The following is a 13,417-nucleotide window of genomic DNA, read 5'->3' as shown; positions in this document are numbered from 1 at the left end:
GATCTGTCCGGCACGCCGTCTCAGATCCTTCTGGATGTTGTGCGGTTTCCGGAGGTCACGAAGGCTTTTGTCTGTCCGGAACGGTCTGGAGCCTTGGGGACATGTTTACAGCATACAGGCATTATGTCCGGAAAGCAAAGACGGGCTTTGCACGGAAACAGGGGCTGACGCCCCTCAAGTTTTTTTACATATGACGGCCAAGGTGGCGGCATCCATGACATTCAGACAAGCGCTCTGCGCGAAACGTCCTCTTTTTCTGGACGGGGCCATGGGCACCATGCTCCAGGCTTCGGGTCTTCCCGCAGGCACAAGCCCCGAAGAATTCTGTATGGAAAACCCAGATATCCTGCGGGGGATCCATGCTTCCTACCTCAAGGCCGGGGTTGATATTCTGACCTCCTGCACCTTTGGCGGGAATTCCTACAAGCTTCCGAAAGGAATGGATGTTTTTGCATTCAACAAGCGCATGGCCACTGTTGCGCGGGCTGCCGCCGCAGACGTGCCCCGTCCGGGGGATCGCCCGGTTTTTGTGGCTGGCAATGTGGGCCCCACCGGGCACTTCATAAAGCCCCTCGGCCCTGTGGAACCCCGTGAGCTTATTGAGGCATTTGCCCAACAGATCCGGGGCCTTGTGGCAGGCGGGGTGGATCTCATCTTTATTGAAACCCAGTTCGATCTGGCCGAGGCCAGAGCGGCGGTGGTGGCCGCCCGGCAGGAATGCGACTTGCCGGTAATGGTTTCAATGACGTTTGAGCAGGGCGTCAGCCTTACAGGCTCCACGCCCACCATCTTCGCCGAGACCATGCAGAATATGGGTGTGGATGTGGTGGGAACCAACTGCAGCCTCGGGCCGGTACAGATGGAACCCGTGGTGGCGGAACTTCTGGGCGTCTGCGCCTGCCCCGTCATGGCCGAACCCAATGCCGGGCTGCCCGAACTGCGCGGCGCGCAAACGGTATTTCCTCTGGGGCCGGATGGCTTTGCCCAAAAAACAGCCCCCTTTGCCCACATGGGCGCGCAGGTGCTCGGCGGCTGCTGCGGCACCACCCCCGACCATCTGGCGGCGCTGACGCAAGCCCTGCAGGGCCTGGGCGAAATCCGCGCGCCCAAGGTCGAGCGCAAGGGCATCAGCCTCACGAGCCGCTCGCAACTGGTGCGCATCGGCACGGGGCAGCCTCTGGCCATCATTGGCGAGCGCATCAACCCCACTGGCAAAAAGCAGCTTACCTTGGAATTGCAGGAAGGCCGCTTTGACACGGCCATGCAGTTTGCCGATGCCCAGCTTGAGGCTGGCGCAAGCGTGCTGGACGTCAACGTGGGCGCGCCCCTGGTGGATGAAACAACCCTGCTGCCGGAACTGGTTCAAAGGCTCGTGGGGCGGCTTACCGTGCCGCTTTCTGTGGACTCGCCCAATGCGCAGGCCATTGCCAATGCCCTTCCGTACTGTCCCGGTTCCTTTCTGGTGAACTCCATCAGCGGCGAAGCCGACCGTATGGAACGGCTGGGGCCGCTGTGCCGCGACTATGGCGCGCCCTTCATCCTGTTGCCCATTGAAGGGGCGACCCTGCCCGAAAAGGCCGCCGACCGCATTCGCACTGTGGAAAGCCTGATCCGGCGCGCCGAACTGCTGGGCATACCGCGTCGCCTCATGATGGTAGACATTCTTGCCCTGGCGGTTTCATCCAGCCCGGACGGCGCGCGCCAGTGCCTTGAAATGACGCGCTGGTGCTCCAGTGAGGGGCTGCCCACCACCCTGGGCCTTTCCAACCTTTCTTTCGGCCTGCCCGCGCGCGATCTGCTCAATGCCACATTTCTGGCGTATGCGGCCGGGGCCGGGCTTTCCTCCTGCATTGCCAATCCTTCGGCGCAGCGCCTGCGTGAGGCGGCTGACGCGCTCAAGGTTCTGGGTGAGCATGACCCGCACGCGGCTTCCTTTATTTCAGGATATGCCGGTTGGAAACCGGGCGAGGGCAGTGTGCTGCAACGCCAGGGCGGCGGGGGAGCGGCCAAAAGCCTGGGGGAGGCCGTACTTAACGGCGACAGGGAAAATGTGCTGCCCCTGCTTGAGGCCGAACTCAAGAGCGGTGCGGAACCTTTCAGCCTTGTGCAGAATGTGCTTATCCCGGCCATCACAGAGGTGGGCGCGCGCTATGAAAGGCGCGAATATTTTTTGCCCCAGCTTATCCGCGCAGCGGAGACCATGCAGACGGCCTTCGCCCACCTGAAACCCCTGCTCGAAGCCGGGCGCGGGCCGGAAGAAAGGCCTGTTGTCGTTATGGCCACGGTGGAGGGCGACATTCATGATATTGGCAAAAATATTGTGTCCCTGCTGCTGGGCAACCACGGTTTTGACGTCGTCGACGCGGGCAAGGACGTGCCTGCGGAGACCATCGTTGCTTGCGCCCTGGAGCATAAGGCGAGTATTATCGGGTTGTCGGCCTTGATGACCACCACCATGGTACGTATGGAAGACACCATACAGATCGTGAAGGAAAAAGGACTGCCGATCAAGGTCATGGTGGGCGGCGCGGCCGTTACCCAGGCTTTTGCCGATTCCATCGGGGCGGACGCATACTGCGCCGACGCGGTTGGGGCTGTGCGGGCTGCCAAAAATTTTATGTAGACTGACTTGATGCGTGGGCGTAGTCATGCCGGGCGTCCGCAGGCAGTCATGGGCGGCATGTAACTGTTGACGGTATATATGGGTTCAAAACTCATCAAGGTATCATATGAAAAAAATTATCCTTCCCCTCTTGCTTTGCCTGATGTTGCCCTGCGCAGCCTTTGCGGCGGCGCAGGTCACTTCATCTGCTCCTTCTTCATCTGTGCCTTCCCTTAACCTTGCCGGATTGATGGATCTTCTGGCCAAGAACAAGGGCAAGGTCGTTATGCTCAACTTTTTTGCCACATGGTGCCCCCCCTGCCGGGTGGAAGTGCCCGATCTTGTGGCCGTGAACAAAAAATACGCAGACAAGGGCGTGGTCATCATCAGTCTTTCAGTGGACGAAGACTCCAAGGTGGTTGCTCCCTTCATGAAAACAATGAATATGGATTATCCTGTGTATATGGCTGGGCGCGACATCACCAAGGCATTCCAGGTCAGCAGCATCCCGCACAATGTTTTTTACGCCAAAAGCGGCCAGAGGGTCATATCCGAACCCGGCATAGCCGATACCGAGATGCTGGAAATGGTATTTAATAAGCTGCTTGAGCAAAAATAGGAAAATTCGGGAACGGTTTTCATGTTCACGATGGTGAAGGGTTGCGCCGTCTGCGTTGCCCATTTTGAGGCCAGGGCGTAATGGCACTTTTACAAGGAATGGCAGAAGCGCATTGCGTCTGCTGTTCCGGCCGCGCGAAACGACGCGGATATTTTGCACTGGAGCCGGCAAACGCCACGGCCCCTGAAAACGGGGTCGCCAGCGCGGCCCGTGCCGGAGGATCAGATGTCGAAGGGTGGGCATGAGATCAAAGTCAAAGAATTGAAAATCGTATACAGCGCGGAACTGATAGCCCAAAGAGTAAAAGAACTGGCAGCTGAAATTGACGCCCATTATGGCCAGGAACCCTTGGTGGCCGTATGTGTTCTCAAGGGCGGCTTTGTCTTCTTCAGCGATCTGGTACGCGCTTTGCACAATAAGAATCTGGAGCTGGATTTTGTGCGCCTGTCCAGCTACGGCAAGTCAGCGTCCTCCACCAAGCATGTCATTTTCAACAAGGATGTAGAGATTGACATTTGCGACAAGCATGTGCTGATAGTGGAAGACATAGTGGACAGCGGGTACAGCATGCGCTTTCTGCTCGGGCAGTTTGCCGCCCGCAAGGCCCGCAGCCTGCGTTTGGCTGCCCTGGTCGACAAGAATGAAAGGCGCGAAATTGACGTACACGTTGACTTTGCCGGCTTCAAGCTGACAGAGGGTTTCATTGTTGGTTATGGCCTCGATTATGCAGAACACTATCGTAATCTGCCCGGTATTTTCGAGATCATACCTGAATAAAATCCTGTTGTTATGACTGCCGGATACGGTTTTGGGGAGTAACGGCATGGAAGTAAGATGTCCCAATTGCTCAAGCCGCTTTAACCTGCCGGAGCAGTTTGCCAAAGCGGGTACAAAGCTGCGCTGCACGGTGTGCAAAACTGTTTTTGCTTTTGACCCGGCGGAACAGCTTGCGACTCAGGGCCCGTTGCCGGACATGCCGGTCAAGGGGCGGGGTCGGCTTGGAAAAATCTTGGGAGCGCTGCTGCTGGTTCTGGTATGCGCTGGCGGCGGCTATGGGTATTTCAAGTATTTTGCCGCCGCCCCGGCTAGCCCGCCCACAGAGCAGGAACTGGCCAAAAAGGTGGAATTGCTCACCATGCGCAATGTGCGCCAGTACTATGTGGATAATGAAAAAGTCGGCAAGGTCTTTGTCATTGAAGGCAAGGTCGTTAACGAATTTCCTGATCCCAAGGAACTGGTGTCTGTTGAGGCGGCCATTTACGACAAGGATAAAAAACCGCTGGCCACCAAGAAGCAGCTGGGCGGCGTACAGCTTTCACTTTTCCAGTTGCAGGTGTTGAGCGAAAAGGAAATGGAATCCTTCCTCAACAACAAGGTGGAGATTCTGACCAACAATACCAATGTGCCGCGTGGCGGCGAGGTTCCCTTTATGGTGCTGTTTTATGCGCCGCCGGAGGGCATCGCCGAGTTTGGCGTGCGGATTGTTGACGTCAAGGATGTGCCTGCGCAGGATAAGGAGGCGGCGAAAGCCCAGTAGACGTCTGACAAGCCCGGCAGCTTGAGGGCTGCGGGTGGCTTGCAGGCCGTATTCTTTTTGCGCGGCCCGGATGTAGCATCCGGGCCGCGCTTTTTTTACGCTTTAGCCATTTTGAGCGGGCCCGTGCGCGAAACAGGAAGCTACCCGCTATGTGGGTGGGGATAAAGGGTATGTGGCGGCATGCCGCCAGCTTGCGCCACCTGGACTTTTTCCGTAGTCTTGAATCATGGCGAAACTACGTGAAATATATGTATGCTCCTCATGCGGAGCACAGACCATGCAATGGCGGGGGCAGTGCCCCGGCTGCCATGAGTGGAACACTTTGCAAGCGTCCGTACAGGCGCGCTCCGTAGGCAAGGCGCGCGCGTCTGTATCTGCAGGTGGCGAGCCCGCTGCCGGGCGCCCCGTATCCCTGCGCGACGTGGAGGATTCCGGCTACGAACCCTACGGCAGCGGCCTGCAGGCACTGGACAGGGTGCTTGGCAACGGGCTTGTGCCCGGAGCGGCCATCCTTGTGGGCGGCGAACCCGGCATAGGAAAATCCACGCTCTTATTGCAGGTGGCAGGGCTTGTGGCCGCAGAGATGGCCGGCAGAGACCGTCCCGTGCTCTACGCCAGTGGCGAAGAGTCCTTGCCGCAGATCAAGGGCCGGGCGGAGCGCCTTGGCATGCTTGACGCAAACCTGCTGGCGCTGGCCACGTCCCGTGTGGAAGACGTGGTGGAGGCCGCCAACGCGCAGAATCCGGCCCTGCTTGTGGTGGACTCGGTGCAGACCCTCACCAGCCTTGAGGCCGAGGGCCTGCCGGGCAACGTCAGTCAGGTGCGCGCTGTGGCTACCTCCCTGCTGGAAGTCTGCCGACGCCTCGGCTGCACACTCATTCTGGTGGGGCACGTGACCAAGGACGGCGTGCTCGCCGGGCCGCGCCTGCTGGAACATATGGTGGACACGGTCATTTCGCTTGAAGGCGACCGCCGTCAGATGTTCCGTCTGCTGCGCGTGTTCAAGAACCGCTTTGGCCCCAACGAGGAACTGCTGGTTTTCCGCATGGGGCAGCAGGGCATGCAGATCGTTGACGATCCTTCCACATTCTTTCTGGGCCAGCGCGACGCCTCGCTTTCCGGCACAGCCGTGGTCATGGCCGTGGATGGCCAGCGCCCGCTTGCCGTCGAAGTGCAGGCCCTTGTATCCCGAACCTTTTTGAGCATTCCGCGCCGGGCGGCCCTCGGTTTTGACGTGGGACGGCTGCACCTGCTGCTGGCTGTTCTGGAAAAACGTCTTAAACTCAATTTCGGGCAGGTGGATATTTATGCCAAGGTGGGCGGCGGCATGAAACTCAACGAGCCAGGGCTGGACCTTGCGCTGGTGGCCGCCGTGCTTTCGTCATATTATGACGTGCCCCTGCCGGAAAAGTGCGTGTTGTGGGGCGAGGTGGACCTCAACGGTCAGATACGCCCTGTGGCCGCGCAGGAATTGCGCCTCACCCAGGCCCGGCGGCTGGGGTTTGACCCAATTGTGCACCCTGGCGACGACAAGGGCGGCATTGCCACCATTGCAGCCCTGCAGCAGCGTCTTTTTCACCGACGCCAGAGGCCGGAGGAATAGTCATGGCTCTGGAAGTGGAACGTAAATTTCTGGATGTTGATCTGGACGATCTGCGCAATCGGCTTCGGGAACAGGGCGCGCGCTGTCTTGGCGCGCATTTTGAGAGCAATACGGTTTTCGACACGCCGGAGGGCGATCTTTTTTCCAGCGGGCGGCTGCTGCGCCTGCGCAGCCAGGAGTGGCCCGACAAGACCTGCTGCGTACTGACCCTCAAGCTGCCCGTTGCGGCCCCCACCGGGGCGGAACACTGCAAGGTGCGCGATGAGCGCGAGGTTGGGGTGGCCGATGCCACAGTCATGCGCCATATCCTTGAAGGCCTTGGCTACAGCCCTGCCGCGCGTTATGAGAAGGTCCGCGAGCCCTGGCGGTTGCAGGGCGTGGAAGTGGAACTGGATATTCTGTCCTTCATGCAGGGGGCGGAACTGGAAGGCCCGGCAGAGGCCATCAATGCCGTTCAAAAAAGCCTGGGCCTTGACAAGGTGGCGATCAGTACCAAGAATTATCATCAGCTGCATCAGGATTGGCTGCACCGCAACAACCTGCCATCCAGTCGATCCTTTGTGTTTGACGAAACGCAAAGGCGGGCATGGCGGCGGCAGCTGGGGCTGCCGGATGGAGACTGCCCCTTGATCCCTGAACAGTGCTGAATACTTGTGCCGTGGAGCAATTGCATGCCCGTTTCTAACGAGAACCAGAATGGCGGCGAAAGCCAGGTCATTGTGGAAAAAAAATTGAAGGAGCCCGACCGCTATCGGGTGCTCCTGCACAACGATGATTACACCAGTATGGACTTTGTGGTGGCTGTGTTATGCAGCATCTTTTGTAAGTCCACGGAAGAGGCCACCGTCATCATGCTGAAGATACACCAGCAAGGCGTGGGACAGTGTGGTGTATACACCCATGAAGTAGCTGAGACCAAGGTGAAAAGGGTTCATCAGGCAGCCAAAGCTGCGGGATTCCCCCTCAAATGCACCATGGAAAAAATTTATTGAGATGCCTATGTTGAGCAAGAGTGTTCAAAGCGTCATTCGTGACGCCCTTATGGAAGCGCACCGGCGTCGCCACGACCTGCTGACCGTGGAGCATGTTCTTTTTGCTCTCACCAACAGCATGCGCGGGCGTATTCTGCTTGAGGGCAGCGGGGCCAGTGTGGCCGTGCTGCGCGAGCAGCTTGAAGAATTTTTTAACCGCGAAATGGAAGTCGTGCCTCTGGCCGGCAACTACGAGGTGGCCCAGACAGAAGGCGTACAGCGCGTGCTTGAACGCGCCTTGAACCATATCCGTTCCGCCGGTCGCGACACCGTGGAACTGGGCGATCTGCTCATTTCCATCATGGACGAAGAAGAAAGCTATGCCCACTACTATCTGCGCAAGCAGGGTGTGGAGCGCCTGGATGTGCTGACGTTCGTGTCGCACGGCATGGACGAAGGCGGCGGCTCCACGGGCGCTGGCCAGGGCGGCGACGCTGATGACAAGGAAGGCAAGGCCGATCCTTTGGCCCAGTATGCCGTTGACCTTACCGCCCGCGCCCGCGAGGGCAAGATAGACCCCCTGGTGGGCCGCGTGAACGAGCTTGACCGCGCGGTGGAAGTGCTGTGCCGTCGCCGCAAAAACAATCCGCTTTTTGTGGGCGATCCCGGCGTGGGCAAGACTGCCCTGGCCGAGGGGCTCGCTTTGCGCATTGTTGAGGGCAACGTGCCGGAAATGTTCGCCAAGGCCCAGCTGTTCGCCCTGGACATGGGGCTTTTGCTGGCGGGCACCCGCTACAGGGGCGACTTTGAAAGCCGCCTCAAGGCTGTGGTGCAGCGTTTGATGGAAATCCCGGACGCCATTTTGTTTATTGACGAAATTCACACCATTGTGGGGGCAGGCTCCACATCAGGCGGCTCCATGGACGCCTCCAACCTGCTCAAGCCCATGCTGGCCAACGGCGATCTGCGCTGCATCGGCTCCACGACCTATGAAGAGTTTCGCAACCATTTTGAAAAAGACCGTGCCCTGGCCCGGCGGTTCCAGCGCATAGACCTTACGGAACCGAACATTGAGGAATGCCTCGCCATCCTTCAGGGGCTTGAAAAGCGCTATGCCGACTTCCATAAGGTCAAGTACAGTCCGACGGCCATCAAGGCCATGGTAGATCTGACGGCCCGGCATGTGCGCGATCGCCTGCTGCCTGACAAGGCCATTGACGTGCTGGACGAATCCGGCGCTGCCGTCCGTCTTGGGCGTGGCGTACAGACCGGCGCTCGCAAACAGCCTGCGAGCGGCAAATCCGCTGCGGGCGGCAAAACGGCGCGCCCCACGGTGGGCGTGGCCGACGTGGAACGCATTGTGGCGCGTATGGCGGGCATTCCCGTGCGTACCGTATCCGGCACGGAACGCAACCGTCTTGCGTCGCTTGAAAAAGACCTCAAGGAGCTTGTGTTCGGTCAGGATCCGGCCATCGAGCTTACGGTGCGGGCCATTCTGCGCGCCCGTGCAGGTCTTGGGCAGGAGCAGCGCCCGGCAGGAGCCTTTTTGTTCTACGGCCCCACTGGCGTGGGCAAGACGGAAGTGGCCCGCAGCCTTGCCAAGCTCATGGGCGTGGAATTTTTGCGCTATGACATGAGCGAATATATGGAAAAGCATTCGGTGTCGCGTCTTATCGGCGCGCCTCCAGGCTATGTGGGCTTTGACCAGGGCGGCCTGCTCACCGAGGCCGTGCGCAAGGCTCCGTATTCCGTAGTGTTGCTGGACGAAGTGGAAAAGGCGCACCCCGACATCTTCAACGTGCTGCTGCAGGTGATGGATTACGCCACCCTGACCGACAATACGGGCAGAAAAACGGATTTCTCGCACGTGATCCTGATCATGACCTCCAATGCCGGGGCCTTCGACATGTCGCGTCCGGCCATGGGGTTCGGCGGCGCGTCGCGGCAGGATGCGGCCCACAAGGGCCTCAAGGCTGTGGAAAATACCTTCAGCCCCGAATTCCGCAACAGGCTCGACGCCCTCGTGCCTTTTGGCAGCCTGACCGAGGACATGATGCTGCGCATCGTGGACAAGTTTGTTGGGGAGATCACCCACAGCCTTGAACAGCGGAACGTGCAGCTTGATCTGAGCACGAGCGCCCGGCAATGGCTGGCCCGCAAGGGCTTTGACCCCACCATGGGCGCAAGGCCGCTGCGGCGTCTGCTGCGCACGGAGCTGGAAGACAAACTGGCTCACGAACTGCTGTTCGGTTCGCTCGCCAAGGGGGGCAGCGCGCGGCTTGATGTTGTGAATGACGCGCTTGTGCTCGAAGCGATTGGTGCGGCAGCAAAGACGCCCGCCAGGGCGGCCACTGCCAAAAAGGCCAAAAGCGCCAAATCCGCCGCTGCCGGCACGACTGAAAAGTCCGTCAGCGCCAAGGGCACGACTGGCACATCCGGTAAATCAGGTTTGTCGGCCAAATCGGGACAGTCCGGTAAGCCCGGCAACGCCAAGGGCAAGGCTGGCAAGCCCGGTAAATCCGGCGGCAAGTCCCGCGCCAGGAGTAAAGCAGGCTCTTCGACCACGACGGAAACCCAGGGCAAGACTGAAACCCAGGGCAAGGCTGGCGCTGCAAAAAGTGAAAAAGCAGCCAAAAAGCCGCCCAAGAGCAAGGTTTGATAAGGGGGCGGCCGGCTGTGGAGACCATCTTCGCGGCACTGGCCGCCCAGTTTCCTCCGCTTGAAGCGGCCCGTGAAGACGGCCTGCTCTGCTTTGGGGGCGATCTGCGGCCTGAGCGCTTGCTGGCGGCCTACAGCCGGGGGATTTTTCCCTGGTACGAGACCGGGCAGCCCATACTCTGGTGGTCGCCAAATCCGCGATGCGTGCTGCCGCTGGAGGATTTTCGCCTTCCTGCCCGCAGTGCCCGCGCCTTACGGCAAAAGCCCTTTGAACTCACCCTTGACGCGGCCTTTGGCAGGGTCATACGGGCCTGCGCCCAGGCGCGCACGCCCCACGGCGGCACATGGCTCACGCCTGCCATGATTGAGGCCTATGACCGCCTGCACGCCTTGGGTTTTGCCCACAGCGTGGAGGCCTGGCGCGATGGAGAACTGGCCGGTGGCCTGTACGGCGTGGGCTTTGGCAGGGTGTTTTTTGGCGAATCCATGTTTCATGTTGTTTCCGAGGCCTCGCGCGCGGCCCTGGGCGGTCTTGTGGGCCTGCTGCGCCTGCGCGGCGTGACCTTGCTGGATTGCCAGCAGGAAACCCCGCACATCATGAAGATGGGCGGGGTTCTTCTGCCTCGAGAGGTCTTTATGCAAAGGCTGCGGCAAGCTCTGGCGCCCCCTGCGGATGCGGAACCCGGCGTCGGACTGCCCTCAACGGAGCATGTCATCTGCGGGGATGCACTCCACAAGGTGACTGACGAGCAGGTCTGGCAGCCCTGGCGTGAACGCTATGACTATTCGCTGTCCAGCGGAGCGTGGGCTTCCAGATCGTAATACCCGTGCGCCACGAAGGGCAGAGGGTAGTCGCGCACGGTTTCAAAACGGATGAAGCCCGTGCTCTTGCCTTCGGTAATGCCCGCCAGGGGCGCTACGCCCATGGGAACGGGTATGTCCATCGGACAGACGGTGATTTTTTCGATATGATCGGCGTAGCGCTGCTCAAGGTAGTCCGCCAGGGCGCGGCTTTCTTCGGCAGTGAAGGCTTCGAGAATACAGCGCAGGGCGGCTTCTTCCGTAGCGCCCTGAAGCACTTCGGCCGGAATGGACGGGTCGGGGGGAGCCACCAGGCCAAGGCCGCGCAGGGCTTCCATCTCTTCATCACTGCCGTTGGGCCGAAAAACCTGCACGTCCACATGACGGCGGCCCTTGAAGGTATTAAGCGTAACAGCCACAATGTAGAATCTGTCCAGCGGCAGGTCATACTGCGTGGGCACGATGATCTTTTCCATAGCACTTCCCGTGGTTAGCGTATTATTTCACACCCTCTTACCCCAAAACAGAACATGATGGAAGACAAGTCCTCAACCCCTTTCAGCCTGGAAACATCCTATGTTCCCACAGGCGACCAGCCCACGGCCATTGACGAACTGGTGAGCAATATTCAGGCAGGGGTGCCCGCGCAGGTGCTTCTGGGCGTCACGGGCTCCGGCAAGACCTTTACCATGGCCAATGTCATTGCCCGCTGCAATCGTCCGGCCCTGGTGCTTGCGCCCAACAAGACCCTGGCCGCCCAGCTGTACGGCGAATTCCGCGCGCTTTTTCCGCGCAATGCCGTGGAGTACTTTGTCAGCTATTACGACTATTACCAGCCAGAAGCCTATGTGCCTGCCTCTGACACCTATATTGAAAAAGACTCTGCCATCAACGACAACATCGACAAGCTGCGCCACGCCGCCACCCACGCCCTGCTCACGCGGCGCGACGTCATCATCGTGGCCTCTGTCTCGTGCATCTACGGCCTTGGCTCGCCCGAATACTACGCCAAGATGGTCATTCCCGTTGAGGTGGGCCAGCATTTTCCCATGGACAAACTCATCTCGCGCCTTGTGGAAGTGCATTACGAGCGCAATGACTACGACTTCCACCGCGGCACCTTCCGCGTGCGCGGCGACGCCCTTGAAATCATCCCGGCCTACCATCACGAACGCGCCCTGCGGCTGGATTTTTTTGGTGACGATATCGACGCCATGCGCGAAATTGACCCGCTCACTGGCGAAGTGCTGGCGGATGTGTCCAAAACGGTGCTGTACCCGGCCAGCCACTTTGTGTCCGCGCAGGACAACCTCAAGCGCGCCGCCAGCGACATCCGCGACGAACTGGCGGAGCGGCTTATTCTGTTCAAAGAGCAGGGCAAGCTTGTGGAGGCCCAGCGCCTTGAACAGCGCACCCAGCTTGACCTTGAAATGATTGAAGAGCTTGGCTACTGCAACGGCATCGAAAACTATACACGCCACCTTGACGGCCGTGTGGCGGGCGAACCGCCCTCATGCCTGCTCAACTACTTTCCCAAGGATTTTCTTCTGTTCGTGGACGAGTCGCACATTACCGTCCCGCAGGTGGGGGCCATGTACAAGGGCGACCGCTCGCGCAAGACCACCCTTGTGGACTACGGCTTTCGCCTGCCATCGGCCCTGGACAACAGACCATTGCAGTTCAACGAGTTCACGGCCCTGCTCAATCAGGTGGTCTATGTGTCGGCCACGCCGAGCAAGTACGAACGCGATCAGGCGCAGGGCATTGTGGCCGAGCAGATCATCCGGCCCACAGGGCTTGTTGACCCCGTGGTGGAGGTGCGTCCCACCAAGGGCCAGATGGAAAACCTGCTGGGAGAGTGCCGTGGCTGCGTCAGCCGGGGCGAGCGGGTGCTAGTGACCACCCTGACCAAACGCATGGCCGAAGACCTGACGGAATACTGCTGCAATATGGGGGTGCGCGCGCGCTATCTCCACTCCGACATCGACACCCTCGAGCGCATGCAGATTATCCGCGCCCTGCGCATGGGCGAGTTTGACGTGCTGGTGGGCATCAACCTTTTGCGCGAGGGCCTGGACATCCCCGAAGTGTCTCTGGTCTGCATTCTGGATGCCGACAAGGAAGGCTTTTTGCGTTCCACAGGTTCGCTTATCCAGACATTTGGCCGCGCCGCGCGTAATGCTCAGGGCCGGGTCATTCTGTACGCCGACAAGATGACGGATTCCATGAAGGCCGCCATGGACGAAACAGCGCGCCGCCGCGCCAGACAGACGGCGCATAACGAAGAACACGGCATCACGCCGACCAGCACACGGAAAAGCCTTGAATCTCCGCTGGATAGTTTGTATGTGGAAGATGGCGCTTCACGCGGGCGCGGCAAGGGCCGTGGCAAGGGCAAAGGGCAGGAACCGGACGCCGTTCCTCTTACCGCCGAGGATACGGCCCTGCTGGTGGCCAGGCTTGAAAAAGAAATGCGCCAGGCCGCACGTGACCTGGAGTTTGAGCAGGCCGCCCAGCTGCGTGACCGCATCCGGGTGTTGCGGGCGCGCTTGATTGCTTTGCCCGATTAGAGCATTTAAGAAAACACTAATTAAAGAGCCTTTTGGAAACGCGCAGTTGTTTCGTT

Annotated in this window: 11 protein-coding genes; 10 read left to right on the top strand and 1 reads right to left on the bottom strand. The window is 59.7% G+C overall.

Going from position 1 to position 13,417, the window contains the following annotated elements:
- The first annotated feature begins 214 nt into the window (after positions 1-214).
- The 9 genes from RBR41_RS04010 to aat all read left to right on the top strand — a co-directional run bounded on the left by RBR41_RS04010 (position 215) and on the right by aat (position 10,812).
- The gene (locus RBR41_RS04010; RefSeq protein ID WP_320351267.1) at positions 215-2,623 is read left to right on the top strand and encodes a homocysteine S-methyltransferase family protein; all 2,409 of its coding nucleotides are present in this window, start codon (positions 215-217) and stop codon (positions 2,621-2,623) included.
- Between the two features lie 106 nt (positions 2,624-2,729).
- Positions 2,730-3,221, top strand: a complete 492-nt coding sequence (locus tag RBR41_RS04005) for a TlpA disulfide reductase family protein (RefSeq protein ID WP_320351265.1) — start codon at positions 2,730-2,732, stop codon at positions 3,219-3,221.
- 225 nt (positions 3,222-3,446) lie between these two features.
- On the top strand, positions 3,447-3,998 hold the full coding sequence (gene hpt / locus RBR41_RS04000; protein WP_320351263.1) for a hypoxanthine phosphoribosyltransferase: 552 nt from the start codon (positions 3,447-3,449) through the stop codon (positions 3,996-3,998).
- Positions 3,999-4,044: 46 nt separating this feature from the next.
- Complete coding sequence (locus RBR41_RS03995; RefSeq protein WP_320351261.1) at positions 4,045-4,758, top strand: DUF3426 domain-containing protein; 714 nt, start codon at positions 4,045-4,047, stop codon at positions 4,756-4,758.
- Positions 4,759-4,984: 226 nt separating this feature from the next.
- The gene (gene radA, locus RBR41_RS03990; RefSeq protein ID WP_320351259.1) at positions 4,985-6,361 is read left to right on the top strand and encodes a DNA repair protein RadA; all 1,377 of its coding nucleotides are present in this window, start codon (positions 4,985-4,987) and stop codon (positions 6,359-6,361) included.
- A gap of 2 nt (positions 6,362-6,363) precedes the next feature.
- Positions 6,364-7,008 (top strand): class IV adenylate cyclase, encoded by a 645-nt coding sequence (locus tag RBR41_RS03985; protein ID WP_320351257.1) that lies wholly within the window; start codon positions 6,364-6,366, stop codon positions 7,006-7,008.
- A 24-nt stretch (positions 7,009-7,032) separates the two neighbouring features.
- Positions 7,033-7,353 carry an ATP-dependent Clp protease adapter ClpS gene (clpS, locus tag RBR41_RS03980; RefSeq protein ID WP_320351255.1) on the top strand — a complete coding sequence of 107 codons (321 nt, stop codon included), beginning with the start codon at positions 7,033-7,035 and terminating at the stop codon, positions 7,351-7,353.
- Between the two features lie 7 nt (positions 7,354-7,360).
- The gene (clpA, locus tag RBR41_RS03975) at positions 7,361-9,991 is read left to right on the top strand and encodes an ATP-dependent Clp protease ATP-binding subunit ClpA (protein WP_320351253.1); all 2,631 of its coding nucleotides are present in this window, start codon (positions 7,361-7,363) and stop codon (positions 9,989-9,991) included.
- Positions 9,992-10,008: 17 nt separating this feature from the next.
- Positions 10,009-10,812 carry a leucyl/phenylalanyl-tRNA--protein transferase gene (gene aat, locus RBR41_RS03970; protein ID WP_320351251.1) on the top strand — a complete coding sequence of 268 codons (804 nt, stop codon included), beginning with the start codon at positions 10,009-10,011 and terminating at the stop codon, positions 10,810-10,812.
- Here the strand turns inward: aat and RBR41_RS03965 are convergent.
- Entirely contained in the window at positions 10,773-11,267 is a 495-nt protein-coding gene (locus RBR41_RS03965) for a hypothetical protein (protein ID WP_320351250.1), read from the bottom strand. The two genes, aat and RBR41_RS03965, sit on opposite strands and share 40 nt — an antisense overlap.
- 57 nt (positions 11,268-11,324) lie before the next feature.
- Between RBR41_RS03965 and uvrB the strand changes: the two genes are divergently transcribed.
- On the top strand, positions 11,325-13,361 hold the full coding sequence (gene uvrB, locus RBR41_RS03960) for an excinuclease ABC subunit UvrB (protein WP_320351459.1): 2,037 nt from the start codon (positions 11,325-11,327) through the stop codon (positions 13,359-13,361).
- Positions 13,362-13,417: the final 56 nt, after the last annotated feature.

The sequence above is a fragment of the Desulfovibrio sp. genome, from assembly GCF_034006445.1.
In the GTDB taxonomy this organism is placed as follows: domain Bacteria; phylum Desulfobacterota; class Desulfovibrionia; order Desulfovibrionales; family Desulfovibrionaceae; genus Desulfovibrio.
The sequence above is the reverse complement of the archived record's forward strand: the minus strand, read 5'-3'. Positions and strand labels throughout refer to the sequence as shown.